The 14,900-nt window shown below is 59.2% G+C and carries 15 protein-coding genes; 7 read left to right on the top strand and 8 right to left on the bottom strand.

Annotation, left to right across the window (positions count from 1 at the left end; translation table 11 throughout):
* Positions 1 to 17 precede the first annotated feature (17 nt).
* Genes BK667_RS08715 through BK667_RS08735 form a run of 5 tightly spaced genes read right to left on the bottom strand, consistent with a single transcriptional unit; the run spans position 18 to position 4,873 of the window.
* Positions 18 to 1,040, bottom strand: a complete 1,023-nt coding sequence (locus BK667_RS08715; protein ID WP_123597359.1) for a polysaccharide biosynthesis/export family protein — start codon at positions 1,038 to 1,040, stop codon at positions 18 to 20.
* A gap of 22 nt (positions 1,041 to 1,062) precedes the next feature.
* Positions 1,063 to 1,710 (bottom strand): CpsD/CapB family tyrosine-protein kinase, encoded by a 648-nt coding sequence (locus BK667_RS08720; RefSeq protein ID WP_123513416.1) that lies wholly within the window; start codon positions 1,708 to 1,710, stop codon positions 1,063 to 1,065.
* The gene (locus tag BK667_RS08725; RefSeq protein WP_123513418.1) at positions 1,711 to 2,457 is read right to left on the bottom strand and encodes a sugar transferase; all 747 of its coding nucleotides are present in this window, start codon (positions 2,455 to 2,457) and stop codon (positions 1,711 to 1,713) included. It abuts the gene before it with no gap.
* A 20-nt stretch (positions 2,458 to 2,477) separates the two neighbouring features.
* A complete protein-coding gene (locus BK667_RS08730; protein ID WP_123513420.1) occupies positions 2,478 to 3,524 on the bottom strand; it encodes an NAD-dependent epimerase in 1,047 nt (348 codons plus the stop codon).
* A complete protein-coding gene (locus tag BK667_RS08735; protein ID WP_123597360.1) occupies positions 3,521 to 4,873 on the bottom strand; it encodes a UDP-glucose dehydrogenase family protein in 1,353 nt (450 codons plus the stop codon). Before BK667_RS08735 ends, BK667_RS08730 begins: the two co-directional genes overlap by 4 nt.
* A gap of 389 nt (positions 4,874 to 5,262) precedes the next feature.
* Between BK667_RS08735 and BK667_RS08740 the strand changes: the two genes are divergently transcribed.
* A complete protein-coding gene (locus BK667_RS08740) occupies positions 5,263 to 6,960 on the top strand; it encodes a sulfatase-like hydrolase/transferase (RefSeq protein WP_123597361.1) in 1,698 nt (565 codons plus the stop codon).
* Positions 6,961 to 7,082: 122 nt separating this feature from the next.
* Here the strand turns inward: BK667_RS08740 and BK667_RS08745 are convergent, their stop codons facing one another.
* Positions 7,083 to 8,033, bottom strand: a complete 951-nt coding sequence (locus tag BK667_RS08745; RefSeq protein ID WP_123597362.1) for a YncE family protein — start codon at positions 8,031 to 8,033, stop codon at positions 7,083 to 7,085.
* 186 nt (positions 8,034 to 8,219) lie between these two features.
* Between BK667_RS08745 and BK667_RS08750 the strand changes: the two genes are divergently transcribed.
* The 6 genes from BK667_RS08750 (at position 8,220) to BK667_RS08770 (ending at position 13,560) form a co-directional block, all read left to right on the top strand.
* Positions 8,220 to 8,888 carry an ABC transporter ATP-binding protein gene (locus BK667_RS08750; RefSeq protein ID WP_123597363.1) on the top strand — a complete coding sequence of 223 codons (669 nt, stop codon included), beginning with the start codon at positions 8,220 to 8,222 and terminating at the stop codon, positions 8,886 to 8,888.
* A 1-nt stretch (position 8,889) separates the two neighbouring features.
* Positions 8,890 to 11,361 carry an FtsX-like permease family protein gene (locus BK667_RS08755; protein WP_123597411.1) on the top strand — a complete coding sequence of 824 codons (2,472 nt, stop codon included), beginning with the start codon at positions 8,890 to 8,892 and terminating at the stop codon, positions 11,359 to 11,361.
* A complete protein-coding gene (locus BK667_RS08760; RefSeq protein WP_123597364.1) occupies positions 11,351 to 12,406 on the top strand; it encodes a lipocalin-like domain-containing protein in 1,056 nt (351 codons plus the stop codon). The genes BK667_RS08755 and BK667_RS08760 overlap by 11 nt, the downstream gene beginning before the upstream one ends.
* 62 nt (positions 12,407 to 12,468) lie before the next feature.
* Entirely contained in the window at positions 12,469 to 12,711 is a 243-nt protein-coding gene (locus BK667_RS08765; protein WP_123597365.1) for a hypothetical protein, read from the top strand.
* A 10-nt stretch (positions 12,712 to 12,721) separates the two neighbouring features.
* Positions 12,722 to 12,889: a hypothetical protein gene (locus BK667_RS33220; protein ID WP_185058186.1), complete on the top strand. Its 168-nt coding sequence runs from the start codon at positions 12,722 to 12,724 to the stop codon at positions 12,887 to 12,889.
* Positions 12,890 to 12,975: 86 nt separating this feature from the next.
* Positions 12,976 to 13,560, top strand: coding sequence for a hypothetical protein (locus tag BK667_RS08770; RefSeq protein WP_123597366.1), 585 nt, complete (start codon positions 12,976 to 12,978; stop codon positions 13,558 to 13,560).
* Positions 13,561 to 14,005: 445 nt separating this feature from the next.
* Here BK667_RS08770 and BK667_RS08775 read toward each other — a convergent pair whose 3' ends face one another.
* Together BK667_RS08775 and BK667_RS08780 are read right to left on the bottom strand one after the other, a co-directional pair.
* Positions 14,006 to 14,269: a hypothetical protein gene (locus tag BK667_RS08775; protein ID WP_123597367.1), complete on the bottom strand. Its 264-nt coding sequence runs from the start codon at positions 14,267 to 14,269 to the stop codon at positions 14,006 to 14,008.
* A gap of 40 nt (positions 14,270 to 14,309) precedes the next feature.
* A complete protein-coding gene (locus BK667_RS08780; RefSeq protein ID WP_123597368.1) occupies positions 14,310 to 14,645 on the bottom strand; it encodes a hypothetical protein in 336 nt (111 codons plus the stop codon).
* Positions 14,646 to 14,900: the final 255 nt, after the last annotated feature.

The following is a 14,900-nucleotide window of genomic DNA, read 5'->3' on the forward strand; positions in this document are numbered from 1 at the left end:
GTCAGATCACCTGAGAGTTAGTTGCTGTTATCGCTTTTGTTGTCGAGGCGGTAGCCGAAACTCAGGCCCACACCCTGGAACAACACCACGTCCGCCAATTGCCGAGCGAGCTCACCGGCGCTGGCCAGTTTGGTCTTGGGCACGTAGAGCATGTCGTCGGGTTGCAGATAGGCGATCTGCGAGGCATCGCCGGACAGCGCTTTTTCCACGTCGTAGCGCACGGCCTTAACTTGATTGCCGTTGCGGCGCATGATCACCACCGAATCGAGCCGTGCCTTGACGTTGGCGCCACGGGCGAGGGTCAGTGCCTCCAGTACCGAGACCGGCCGGCGAATCGGGTAGGAACCCGGTTGCCCGACTTCACCCAGTACGTAGATTTCATTGCCCGCCGTGGACTTGAGCAGCACATCGACGGTCATCCGCCCCGGCAAGGTTGCGTAGCGTTTGTTGAGGAAGGTTTCCAGTTGGTTGACCGTCATGCCTTGCAGTGGCACGGCGCCAATTTCCGGGAAGCTCGCATACCCGTCGGTGCCCACGGTGATCTCACGGCTCATGCCGGTGCCAGGGTGGTTCAGCGAACTCTTGAGGTTGGACTCGTTGCTCAGCGGGCTGATGATTTGCACCGTCAGCTGATTGCGGTTGGGCTGGAACAGTTGTTTGCGCTGATACACACGCTGGATCTCGGTCTTCGCTTCCTCGGACGTCAACCCTTCGATTTTCACCGCCTCATTCGCACCTGGCAGTTCGATGGTGCCGTCAGGCAGCACCAGTTGATTGCCGTTGAGCTGGCTGGCGGCCGTGAAGTTCAGGCCGATGGTGTCACCGGACTGCACGCGGTAGGCGCTTGAGCCGCTGGTGCTGATGTGGAAAATCACGTCCAGCACATCCTGGGGCCGCAAAGTCTGTTCGACTTTGGGCATGTCGGTGGCCTGGGCATTGGCCGGCGTGGCCGTGAGGATATTCACCGGCATGTTGGTTTCGGAAGTGCTGGAGCAACCCGCAAGCGGCAGCAACAGCAGGAGAAGCAATCTGGCGTTCATGGCGTCATCCTTTTCTGGTTGCTTACAGGTTTTTGTAAAGCCATTTGGGCATGTAGTACTTGCGTCGGTTGAACACGCTGCCGACCAGTTTCGCCCCGGCCTGGGTCAGGCGCTGAACGGCGGCTTGGGCCACTTCCCAGCGGGTGTCCTCGGAGCGCACGACGATGATCACGCCGTCCACCTGGGTGCTGATGACCAGGGTGTCGGCGGCCGAATACACCGCGTCGCCGTCGATCACCACAAAGCGATAGCGACTGCCCAACTGGTCGAGCAGCGGGCTCAGACGTTCAGCCGTCAAGTGCTCGTTGCCGCGCACGTGCCGGCCGTTGGGCAGCACATCGAACGGCAGGCTGGAGACCTGCATCACGCAATCCTGCAACAACGGCGGGGTGCCGGTGCTGAACAGCAGATCGCGAAAGCCGCGCTCTTTTTGCAGGTTGAGCTGGGCCGTGAGGTTGGTCGCCGACTGGCTGGCGTCGACCAGCAGCACTTGGCCGCTGCTCATCTGAGCCAGTTGGCTGGCCAGCACCAGGGCGCTGGTGGTGGTGCCTGCGCCGGGGTTGGCGGCGGTCAGGAAGAGGATCCGCAGATCTTGATCGAGCACGGTCGAGGTCAGGTTGGACTCGCTCGGGTTGGCGATGCTTAGGGCTTTATTCGATGAACCGTCCATTTAACTCGCTCCGTGGCCGCTGAATACTTTGAAGGGGGTTTTCAACAGGATCTTCAGATCAAGCAAAAGGCTCTGCTCGGCGATATAGCTGAGGTCCAACTCAACGCGCTGGTCGAAGTCGATATTGCTGCGTCCGGAGATCTGCCACAGGCCGGTCATGCCGGGGTAGATGCTCAGGCGTGCAAGGTGGTTATCCTTGTAGCGGTAGGCGTTGAACGAGGTGGGCCGAGGGCCGACCAGGCGCATGTCGCCGGTAAAGACATTGATCAGGTTGGGCAGCTCATCGAGGCTGCTGCGCCGCAGGAAACCACCGATGCGGGTGATGCGCGGGTCCTTGTCGATCTTGAAATCGATGGCGTCGGCACCGTGTTTGTTGAGGTGGCGCAGGGACTCCTTGAGCTCCTCGGCGTTGGCCACCATGGTGCGAAACTTGTACATGCCGAACACGCGGCCACGATAGCCAGTGCGTTTTTGCACGAACATGATCGGGCCCGGGCTGCTGAATTTGATCGCCAGGGCCAGGCCCAGCAACAGCGGCGAAATCAGCACCAGAATGACCAGGGCTCCGAAGCAGGCCACGACCCGATTGGTGCGTGACAACGTCCAGGGCCGACCACCGTCGCGACCGGTAATCCAACCACGACCCTGCATGTGGATCGCGGTGTCGAGGCGCATTCGGTGCTCGGGGTCCAGGCGTTTGTCACGGCGCAAATTCTGGAGTGGCACACCTTTTTCATGTCCAGTCATAGACTCCTCCGCTGTAGCTCTCAGCCCTGTTGCTCAGCCGCAAGCGGCGCATGGGCGTGCAATGGGTAGTAATCGCGGAACCAGGCGACGAAGCGGCGAAGACCCTCGTCGAGCTCGATGCGCGGGTGGAAACCGGTGTCACGTTCCAGTTCGTGGACATCGGCGCAGGTGTTGAGCACATCGCCCGGTTGCAGGGGAAGCAGCTCGACATTGGCTTTGCGGCCCAGGTGTTTTTCCATCAGGGCCAGGTAATCCTTGAGTTCCACCGGGTGTTCGCCACCGATGTTGTAGATCCGCCACGGCGCCATGCTGCTGGCGGCGTCCGGTTGTTCACGGTCCCAATCCGGCGCGGTGCTCGGTGGTTGATCGACCAGACGGGCGATGCTTTCGACGATGTCGTCGATGTAGGTGAAGTCGCGTTGGTGCTGGCCGTAGTTGAACAACTTCAGCGGGCTACCCTCGACAATCGCCTGGGCGAAACGGATGGGCGACATGTCCGGCCGGCCCCAGGGGCCATAAACGGTGAAGAACCGCAGGCCGGTGCTGGGAATGCCGAACAGGTGGCTGTAACTGTGGGCCATCAACTCATTGGCTTTCTTGGTGGCCGCGTACAACGACAGCGGGTGATTGACGCCGTCATGGGTCGAGTAGGGCGTGTGCTGGTTGGCGCCATATACCGAACTGGACGAGGCGTAGATCAAGTGCTTGACCGGATGATGGCGGCAGCCTTCGAGAATGTTCAGGAAACCGCTGAGGTTGCTGTCCAGATAAGCCTTCGGGTTGTCCAGCGAGTAGCGCACCCCGGCCTGGGCGGCGAGGTGAATCACCGCGTCCGGTTGCTCACGGGCAAACAAGGCTTCGATGGCCGGGGCGTCGGCCAGGTCAATCTGTGCGAGAGGGAAACTGCCGACTTGCTCCTGCACCCAGCGCACGCGATCGTGCTTGAGTTGCGGGTCGTAGTAGTCGTTGAAGTTATCCAGTCCGCACACCCGATGCCCGTCGCGCAACAGCCGCAACACACAATGGGCACCAATGAATCCCGCCGCTCCAGTCACCAGAATATTCATGGGCGCAGCACCTCTGGAACGATGTGCCGAAGGCCGATACCGCTGTAGTGCAAACCGGCGGCGGCGACATGTTCCGGGTTGTAGAGATTGCGTCCGTCAACGATCACCTTGGCGCGCAACTTGCTCGCCAGCAGATCGAAATCCACCACCCGGAAATTCTTCCACTCGGTGCAGATCACCAGTGCATCGGCGTCTTCCAGGGTGTCGTCGCGGGTGGCGCACAGGTGCAGATCATTGCGATAGCCGTAGATGCGCCGGCATTCGGACATGGCTTCCGGGTCATAGGCCTGCACACTCGCACCTTCGGCCCACAGCGCATCCATCAGGTAACGGCTGGGCGCTTCACGCATGTCATCGGTGTTGGGCTTGAAGGCCAGGCCCCAGACGGCGATGGATTTGCCGGCCAGGCCTTGGGGGAATTGGGCTTTGAGTTTGCTGAACAGGATGTGCCGCTGCGTGTCGTTGACCTCAGTGACACTGCGCAGCAGGCGCAATGGCATGCCGTTGTGTTCGGCGGTGTGCAGCAAGGCGCGCAGGTCCTTGGGGAAGCACGAACCGCCGAAGCCGCAACCGGGGTAGATAAAGTGATAGCCGATGCGCGGGTCCGAGCCGATGCCCTTGCGCACGGCTTCGATGTCGGCTCCCAGCAGTTCGGTGAGGTTGGCCAGTTCGTTCATGAAGCTGATGCGGGTGGCGAGCATCGCGTTGGCTGCATACTTGGTCAGCTCGGCGCTGCGGTTGTCCATGAACATGAGCTTTTCATGGTTGCGGCAAAACGGCGCGTAGAGTTCGCTCAACTGGGTGCGCGCGGTTTCGTCGTTGGTGCCGACGATGATCCGGTCCGGGCGCATGCAGTCGGCGAGGGCGCTGCCTTCCTTGAGAAACTCGGGGTTGGACACCACCCGAACGGTCAGCGCGTCTTTGCCCCGGCGGTGCAGTTCTTCATTGGCGGTTTCGGCGACCTTGTCCGCGGTGCCGACCGGCACGGTGGACTTGATGATCAGGGTGCGATCGGCTTCCATGAAACTGGCGATTTGCCGGGCCACGTTCAGCACATGGCTGAGGTCGGCGGAACCGTCTTCATCGGCTGGCGTACCGACCGCAATGAAGATCAACTCGGCATGTTCGACCGCATCGCTGGCCTGGGTCGTGAACAACAAACGGCCGGCCTTGATGTTCTCTTCCAGTGTTCCGGAAAGTCCAGGTTCACTGATTGGTGGAACTGCCTGTTGCAACTGCTTGATCTTGTTCGGATCGATATCGACACACAGCACGCGATGTCCGACATCGGCCAGTGCGGCTGCTTGAATCAGGCCAACGTAGCCCGTACCAAATACGCTCACGTCCATATTGGCGTGCCTCGTAAGACGGTGGAAAGATCAGGAATTAGACTGTCAAAAGGGGTATAGCCCAGCCGTGGCAAACCGTGTCAGCAAAATGACATGTTGCAATGCTAGAACACCCCCGTTTTTGGGGGCGATTGGCCATCAAAGGCTTGCTGCTGCTGGTTTTGCCGCGGTTTTGACGGGTTTTTCACATTTGGAAGAAAACGATAAACGGTCGAGAGGCTTGAATTACAAGGGCTGTAGCGCCGTGACTGTGTCAGATTTGAGTCAACGTTTTTTTGACGCTTTGGAGAAAAGTCGGGCATTTCTTGCGGTTTGATGGCCCGGTGCTAGTGTCAAAAAATGGCCGACAAACTATTGGCCAGATGCCTTCGACGAGCAGCGTAAATACTATGATTCGATACTTAAAAGAACTGCTGTTAGTTCTCTATTTATTCAAGAACTACGACTATTACCTGGAACGCCTGAATGCCATGGGTATTGGCGTTGCCGTGCTGCTATTTGGCGCGATGTTTATCGTGCTGACGGCGGCGTTGTTTATGACCGCGTATATCCGCCAGCCGCTTATTAGGCATCTATTCGCTATAACGCTGTTTGTATCGGCCGTGTTCTTTGACGTTTATACCCGGGTGACCGCCGATTACCTGACTTACAGCAGCTTTGTATCGTTGGTGTATTCCGGCGGTTTCATCCAGGAAGCGGCGTATCAGTACCGTGACCCGCTGATCAGTGGCCTGGTCAGCGGCTTGTTGCTGCTGTTCGGGATCGGGCTCAAACCCCGTCGGCGGTTGCCGTTGCCGGGGGCGTTGCTGGTGGCGGCGCCCGTGTTGGGCGTGTTGCTGCTCAGCGCGGTGTTGTTTGTGCGGGCCGGCGAGGGCGCCCGGGGCCTGCCGATCATGTACACGCCGCTGGCCTATCTGAACCTGTTTGCCTATGAGTCGCTGCACAACACCGTCGGCCCGCGGGAACCGGTGAAACTGGCGCGTAACGATCAACCGGTGGGCCACGACATTGTGCTGATCATCGACGAGAGCATTTCCGGCAACTACCTGGACATCAACACGCCGTTCGGCGTGCACAGCAACCTCAAGGAAGCGCGCCCCGGCGTGGACATCTTCAATTACGGCTACGCCGCGTCCATCGCCAATTGCAGCGCCGACACCAACGTCACCCTGCGCTACGGTGGCACCCGCGCCGACTACATGCGCATCAACACCACGCTGCCGTCGATCTGGCAGTACGCGAAAACGGCCGGGCTGCGCACTGTCTACATCGACGCCCAGCGCACCGGTGGCAACCTGCAGAACCTGATGAACGCTGCCGAGAAAAAGGACGTCGACGAGTTTGTGCAATTCGATCAGACCAGCGTGCGCGACCGCGACATGGCGGCAGCGACCAAGCTGATCGAGCTGCTGAATAACGACAAGCCGGAACTGGTGGTGATCAACAAGGTGGGCGCGCATTTCCCGGTGCACGACAAATACCCGGACGCCTTCATGGCCTACCGCCCGACCTTGCCCCGTGGGCAGTTTGTCGAAGTGGCGGACACCGGCAAACGTGACGGCTTCAATGGTCAGCCGGATGACTGGGTGCTGTACCGCAACGCCTACAAGAACACGCTGCTGTGGAATGTCGGGGAGTTTTTCTCACGGGTGTTTGCCCAGGCGGATTTAAGCAACGCAACGTTGATCTACACCTCGGATCACGGGCAGGACCTGCATGAACGCGGCAACCCCGGGCTCAATACCCACTGCGGTGGCGATCCGGTGGAAGAGGAAGGGCTGGTGCCGTTGGTGGTGATCCAGGGCAGCGGATTGAAGACGCTGGACTGGTCGGCGCAATTGGCCGGGAACAAGGATCGGTCGAGTCACTACAACATCTTCCCGACGTTGCTGCAGTTGATGGGCTATGACCTGGCGGGGGTTGAGGCGGTGTATGGCAAACCGCTGAGCGTGGCGACGGCGGATGAGTTCACCTTCAACTATCGGTTCAATGCGCGGCTGGGGGCGAAGCCGGAGTGGAAGCATATTGATCTGAAGACCATCGTCACGCCGGGGCAGGCGGCGAGCAGTGTGGCGGTGGGGCAGTGAGTCTTGGATCACCCTGAAACCTGTGGGAGCGAGCTTGCTCGCGATAGCGACGGTACATTCAAAGCTGATGTTGGCTGATCCACCGCTATTGCGAGCAAGCTCGCTCCCACAGGTCGTTCAATTCAATCCAGCGCAATCACCCAAACCGCATCCCCGGATGAATCACAAATATACAAACGCTTGCCGTCGGCACTGAACACCGGCGCCTGCGGATATTCACCCGCTTGAAAACGGCTGATGACCTGCCACGTGCCGGTGTCGATAATCGAGACACTCCGCTCAGCCGCACTGCAACAGCACGCCAGGCCACCGTCCGGGCTGAGGGTGAAGCCATGGGGCAACGCAGGGACGGGTAGCCAATCCACCACGTCGTAGCTCGACAGATCAATCTTCACGACAATCCCGGCAGTTGTGCGATAAGGCACATACCCAAAATCCCCCTCAGGACTGAGGGCCATTTCCTCAAAAGGCTCGGGTAGCGACAGTACGGTGGAGACCTCGGCGGTCAGCGTATCCATCACCTTCAGTTCATGATGCAGGTAGTCACAATGAAACAGGCGGCCATCCTCGCTGAGGACGGCCGCACTGGTAAACGGCCCGGAGTCGATCGTATCGAGCAACCTGGCAGACGCGGTATCGATGACACCTATCTGGCCGTTTGTGGGGCTGTTGGCGTTGATGTAGATACGCTCACCCTCGGCACTGATCGCCATTGCCTGCCCTTCGCTGGCGGCGATCGTGCCGATGACTTTACGGGCCGGGATATCAATCACCACCACCAGCGGTTTGCCCAGCCCGGCCGCGTAGGCACGGGTGCCTGTAGGGTCAATGACCACGGCCAGCGGGCGGATCGGCAGGGATATCACGGCGCTCACACGATGGGCCGTGGTGTCGACCAGCATCAGCGTGCTGTCCTCGGTGTTGCAGACGCAGGCCACTGATCCCTGGGCGGCCAGCGCCAGGCAGGCTGGCTCACGGCCGACTTCAACGACAGCGATGATAACGGGCGTGCGCAGTCCCTTGCCGACGGTTCCCGCGTCGGGGCTTCGAGGACTCTGTACCGTGGTTTTCATGATCCCCGCGCCTGTCCTGTGCAACGCCATGAGGCAATCGGTTCCATCAACGCGATCAAACACTCCTTGTGTGATGTTATTAGATACCCGCACCCGTTCGACCGCTACTGTAAGAACTAACAGGTGGCCGATGGGGCACGCCCTCGTCCGCTATCCTTGGCTCACGCTCATCAATCAGGTTTCCCCATGCTGCAGGTCCAGGGCGTCTTCAAAAGCTACGCCACCCCTCAAGGTCCGCTGCCAGTGCTGCAAGGCATCGACCTCACCTTGAAACCCGGCAGCAGCCTGGCGCTGATGGGCGAGTCGGGCAGTGGCAAAAGCACTTTGCTGCACTTGATCGCCGGACTGGACAAGGTCGATCGCGGCAGTATCAGCAGCGGCGAGCATCGTCTGGACCAGATGAACGAAGGGCAGCTGGCGAACTGGCGGCGCACGGAAATTGGCCTGGTGTTTCAGCAATTCAACCTGATCGGCAGTTTGCGGGTGGAGGACAACCTGGCATTCCAAGCACGTTTGGCCGGGCGCCACGATGCGCGTTGGCAAGCACATCTGGTGCGGCGTCTGGGCTTGGGCGATTTGCTGCGGCGTTACCCGGAGCAGTTGTCCGGCGGGCAACAACAACGGGTTGCACTCGGTCGGGCCCTGGCTTCGCAACCGAAACTGCTGTTGGCGGACGAACCCACTGGCAGCCTCGACGAAGCCACCAGCGATGAAGTGTTGAAGTTATTGCTGGAACTGCTCGACGACACGCCGACGACCTTGTTGATGGTCACCCACAGCCCACGGGTGGCTGCGCGCCTGGCGGAAAAAGTGGTGCTGCACCATGGCCGTCTGGCTGACGCGGACGTGCGCTGAGGTGCGGGTCTTTCGTGAAACCTTGCGCGCGCTGCTGAGCCATTGGCGTCAACACCCGGTGCAGTTTTTCAGCGTGTTGACCGGCCTGTGGCTCGCCACGAGTTTGCTGACCGGCGTGCAAGCGCTGAACAGTCAGGCGCGGGAAAGCTACGCCCGGGCCAGTCAACTGATCGGCGGCGAACCCCAGGCCAGCCTGAGTGCGCCCGGTGGCGGGGTGTTTTCCCAGCGATTGTTTGTCGAGCTGCGTCGGGCGGGCTGGCCGGTATCGCCGGTGCTGCAAGGTCGGCTGACACTCAAAGGCCACGACGATCAGCGCTTGCAACTGATGGGCATCGAGCCGGTGTCGTTGCCTGCCGGTTCAGCGGTGGCGGGGCAGGCACTGGCCATGGAACGCATCGTCGAGTTTTTCAGCCCGCCGGGCAGTACCTGGATTGCGCCGCAGACTTTGCAATCCTTGGGTTTGCACGAAGGTGAAACGCCGGTTTCGGAGAGCGGGCAGACCTTGCCGCCGCTGCACGCCCAGCCCGACATGGCCCCCGGCGTGCTACTGGTGGATATCGGCTTCGCCCAGCAGATCCTCGGCCTGCCGGAGCAACTCTCGCGCCTGCTGCTGCCCAAGGATTTCAATGCTGTGTTACCTGATCAATTCAAAGGCCAACTCCAACTCAAGAGCAGCGGTGAAGAAAACAACCTCGCGCGTCTGACCGAAAGCTTCCACTTGAACCTCGATGCCTTGGGTTTCCTGTCGTTCGTGGTCGGCCTGTTTATCGTGCACGCAGCGATTGGCCTGGCACTGGAACAACGCCGAGGCTTGCTGCGAACCCTGCGCGCCTGCGGGGTCAGTGCGCGGATGTTGATCACCTGCCTCACGGTCGAATTGGGTGCCCTGGCATTGATCGGCGGGATCGCCGGCGTCATCAGCGGTTATCTGCTGGCGAGCGTGTTGTTGCCGGATGTCGCCGCCAGCCTGCGCGGCTTGTACGGTGCGGAAGTGGGGGGGCAGTTGAGCTTGAGTCCGCTGTGGTGGCTCAGTGGCGTCGGTCTGAGCCTGCTGGGGGCGTTGCTGGCCGGCGCCAACAGCCTGTTACGCGCGGCGCGTTTGCCATTGCTGGCGCTGGCCAATCCACAAGCCTGGCATCAGGCCCATGCGCGATGGTTACGGCGTCAGGGTTGGGTCGCCGCGACGGCGGCGGTGATCGCGCTGCTGGCGCTGATCTGGGGCGACAGCCTGGCCAGCGGTTTTGTGTTAATGGCCGCGCTGTTGCTCGGCGCCGCGCTGGCGTTACCGGTGCTGCTCAACACCGTGCTCAATCTGGTTTTGCACCGCAGTCATAGCGTGCTCGGTCAATGGTTTCTCGCCGATTGCCGGCAACAACTGCCGGCCCTGAGCCTGGCGCTGATGGCGTTGCTACTGGCGCTGGCGGCCAACATTGGTGCCGGCAGCATGACCGCCGGTTTCCGTCAGACATTCAATAATTGGCTCGAACAACGCCTGACCGCCGAGCTCTACCTCAACCCACAAAACCCGGCCCAGGCCCGAGAACTGCTCACCTGGCTCAAACAGCAGCCGCAGGTCACGGCGGTGCTGCCTAACTGGCAAGTGTCGATCCAGTTGCAGGGCTGGCCAGCGGACATCTACGGCGTGATCGATCATCCGAGCTATCGCCAACACTGGCCGCTGCTGGAAGCCTTGGGCGACAACCCGTGGGAGCGCCTGGCCAAGGACGACACCTTGATGCTCAGCGAACAACTGGCGCGGCGCCTGAAGGTGCACTTGGGTGATCACCTGACCATCCCGACGCCCAACGGTTCGTGGTCACCACGGGTCGTCGGGATCTACGCCGACTACGGCAATCCCAAGGGCCACGTGCTGGTCAACGTCAACCACTTGCTGCGCGGCTGGCCGCAACTGACGCCCAACCGTTTCAACCTGCGCATCGACCCGGCGGCCATCCCGCCGTTCCTCACGGCACTGCAAGCGCGATTCGCGCTGGACGATAGCCGAGTCGTCGATCAAGCGCGGCTCAAGGGCTGGTCCACCCAAGTATTCGAACGCACCTTCGCCGCCACCGCCGCCCTCAACAGCCTGACCCTCGGCGTGGCCGGTGTGGCGCTGTTTATCAGTCTGTTGACCCAGAGCCAGAGCCGCCTCGGGCAACTCGCGCCGCTGTGGGCGCTGGGCGTGACGCGCCGGCAACTGATGCTGCTCAACCTTGGGCAAACGTGGCTGCTGGCGCTGCTGACGTTGATTCTGGCGTTGCCCTTGGGCATCGCACTGGCGTGGTGTCTGGACACGGTGATCAACGTCCAGGCTTTTGGCTGGCGCCTGCCGTTGCGGGTGTTTCCCCTGCAACTTTTGCAATTGATGGGGCTGGCGCTGCTCGCCACGTTACTGGCGTCGGCGTGGCCGTTGTACACGTTGTACCGCACCCAACCGGCGGATCTGCTGAGGACGTTTGCTCATGAGGACTAAGGTCGGGTTGCTGATTCTCTTGGCATTGTTGAGCGGCTGCGATAACTCGGCGCCGGTTGAAAAAGGCTTCGCGGGACTCGGCGGGGAGGCTGCTGCATTTACCCCGGTGGTGCCCGGTCGCGTGTTCAGCTTTCCGGCGGATCACGGGCCGCACGATGGTTTTCGCATCGAATGGTGGTACGTCACCGCCAACCTCAAGGACGATCAGGGGCACGAGTTTGGCGTGCAGTGGACGTTGTTTCGTAGCGCGTTGAAAGCGACACCGGAGGTGGCCGGTTGGAGCAATCAAACGATCTGGCTCGGGCATGCGGCGGTCACGTCTGCAACGGTGCATCACGCGGCTGAACGTTACGCTCGGGGCGGTGTGGGCCAGGCCGGGGTGAGCGTGGCGCCGTTCAATGCGTGGATCGATGATTGGCGGTTCAGCGGTCCTTTGGCGGATATGCATCTCAGCGCGCGGGACAAGGGATTCAGCTATCAATTGCGGCTGGTTTCCACACGTCCGCTGGTGCTGCAAGGGGATAAAGGCTTCAGTCAGAAATCCGAACAGGGCCAGGCGTCGTACTACTACAGCCAGCCGTTTTTCCAGGCCAATGGCTCGCTGGAAATCGATGGCAAAACCTACACGATCAGCGGCCCCGCATGGCTCGATCGCGAATGGAGCAGCCAACCCCTGACCGCCAACCAGAGCGGCTGGGACTGGTTTTCCCTGCACCTGGACAGCGGCGAACAGGTGATGCTCTACCGCATGCGGCAAAAGGACGGCGCGCCGTACCTGACGGGTACCTGGATTGATGCCCAAGGGCAAACTCAATTGTTACACGGCGACGACATCAGCCTCGCGCCTGGGGAAACCGCCAAAGTCGCCGGGCGATCGATGCCAGTGCGCTGGTCGATCAAAATCCCCGGCAAACACCTCGACATCACCACCACGGCACTGAATCCGAATGCATGGATGGATTTGCGCATTCCATATTGGGAAGGACCGGTGCGACTGAGTGGCAGTCATGCGGGGCAGGGGTATCTGGAGATGACCGGGTATTAAGTCGGAACTCTCGACGGAACGGCGTCCTCCTACGTTATGAACCCCGTTCACTGGAGTCCGTCATGAGCGACGACCTCAAACCCCCAGACCTCGACACATGGCAGCGCCTGTTCGACGACAAGGCCTACTGGCAACAGTCCCCTGACGCCCACTACACCGAACTGCTGCGGATGGCCGACGACTTGCTGGGGCAGGGCGCCATCGACCTCGAACAATGGCAAACCCTGAAAGCCAAGGCCGAGCAATCCCACAAGGACTCGCCCGCCGTGAACGTCGCCCAGGAAGTTGACGACCCCGAAGCCTGAGGAGCACCCAATGAAACCGATTACCGAATCCGAACACCCCGACGAACCCCGGCCACCCGGCGAAACCGAGCGCGACAATGACGCCCTGCGCCCCACCGATCCGAACAAGCGCAAGGAAAAGAGCCAGGGCACCGACAGCGGCGAATCCACCGCGCAAGAAACTGCCAACACTCCCTGATCAGCGTCTATGCTCATCGGCACGCACGGAGCGGACCCTTGATCCAGAGCCGTGCGCTGCCATCAATCACAGGGAATGTACTGTTTATGAAGCTCAACACACTGGCCCAAGCCATCACCCTCGCCACACTCCTGTCCGCCGCCAGCCTCAGCGCCATCGCTGCCGACATTCCACTGTCTGCTGCCGTAGAAGCCGATCAGGAAACGGTTAAAGTCCTGTCTGTCGATGCTGCCAAACACCAGGTCGTCCTGGAAGGTAAAGAAGGTCGTCAAGTTCATGTACAACTTAGCGACAAGGCCAAAGACCTCGGCAATCTCAAGGTCGGCGACCTGGTCAACATTGAAGTCATCCATTCAGTGGCCGCCTACCTCGACACCGACGTCGACAAAGGCTTGCCAGGCTCCACCGAACGCACCGGCGACATCCGCGCCACCAAAGACAACCCTAATCCCGGCGGCGAAGCCTTCCGCCAAGTGCAAGTGCAGCTGAAAATCACCAAAATCGACGTGAAGAAAAACCAGGTCACCTTCGAAAACCCGGCCGGCCAATCGAAAACCGTCGACGTTGTGAAACCCGAAGTTCAAGCGAAATTAAAGGATTTGAAAATCGGGCAAAGTGTTGTTGTGACCTACACCGATATCTTGAAAGTGACAAGTCAACACGAAAGTTGAGTATTAACTCTATATAGGGTGATTATTCTTGTATAGATTCTTGTATAAGAATAATCACTCTAATGTTCTAGCTGGTGAGTTTAGTGTTTGTAAGTTTGATCTCGATAAATATCCACTGAAGTTGTGTGCATAAATTTCATATTTATGTATGCGGACATATTCGGCGGCTTATATTAAAATGCTTTCGTTCGCCCAGTGTCAGGGCTCTTTACCGGTGCATGGATTGCCAGGCCATTACACTGGGCGAACACCTTCTTTAAGTGCGATAGGCCTTGTCCTTGAACACTACGCGACTGCCATCCCACTCCTTCAAACTGATCCACTAACTCGTTAACTCCGACGTTGCGCTGCAACATCAACCTGAAACCGGTCGTGGCTGCTGTCGACAGTGTAGTGTTGAGCAGTGGTTTAAATAGCGGTTGTCATATCAAGAATATGCCGCCGTTCAGCAAGCAGATCCCCGGTCGCTTCCCGTCTGGAACATCAGCAAATGGTCCATTCGCCGGTTACGACACTGTTCGACAAAATCCAGCGCCTTGGATGAGTCTTCCAGATATTGATCGAAGGAAAGCTTGTCGATTTCATAATATTCCTCGTAGTCAACGAGGCCGTTACTGACCGGGATGGACAGGTAGAATTTGCCGGAGTCGGCTTCCTGGCCGATGCTGAAATATTCCGTGTGGTTGATGGCGATGTCTTGGAATTTCATCTGGATGCCGGGGTTTTTAGGTGCCGGGTAGGGTAGGAGGTTATTTTTCGTCTGTCACGGTGAAGTGGTTAGGGCGGGTCCAACTGATTTTCCTGAAGCCGCCGCTCAGGAGCCCGAGGTCCCGAAGGTGCTGGAATACTTCGGAGGGGCACCATTCTCGGCCGCTGGTGAAGCATACGTTTAAGGTTTGCAGTTGAGTGAAGATGGTTGCTTTGGTGGCGTTGTTTGGGGTGGGGATGGCGTATTCGCTGGCGTCCGTTTCAGAGGAAAAACCAAGGTTGAACAGGATTGTTATTAAGGATTTATCAAGAACTTTTATGCGGATGTAATTGCCGTCTGCTTGGGTGACGTAGGCTTTTATTGGATTATTGTCCATTGGATATCCTGACTTCTACTGAAAATTAGCTGTGTGAAAAAAGGGACAGAATTGTTTTCGAGCGTAGAAGATAAATCTGTCCATTTATTTTGTCCCCCCTTTATTTTCTTTACTCGTTTTATTTGGTTCAAACGTCAAAGGGATTCGAGTTCGGTAGTGCATCCATGCTTTTTCAGTCTTGTAGCAGACGCTTTTTGTTTTCAAAAAAGGGGACAGATTTATTTTTTCGTTGATCCTTCTGTGTTCCTTTTTTCT

The organism is Pseudomonas frederiksbergensis, assembly GCF_003732705.1.
GTDB classification, from domain to species: domain Bacteria; phylum Pseudomonadota; class Gammaproteobacteria; order Pseudomonadales; family Pseudomonadaceae; genus Aquipseudomonas; species Aquipseudomonas frederiksbergensis_F.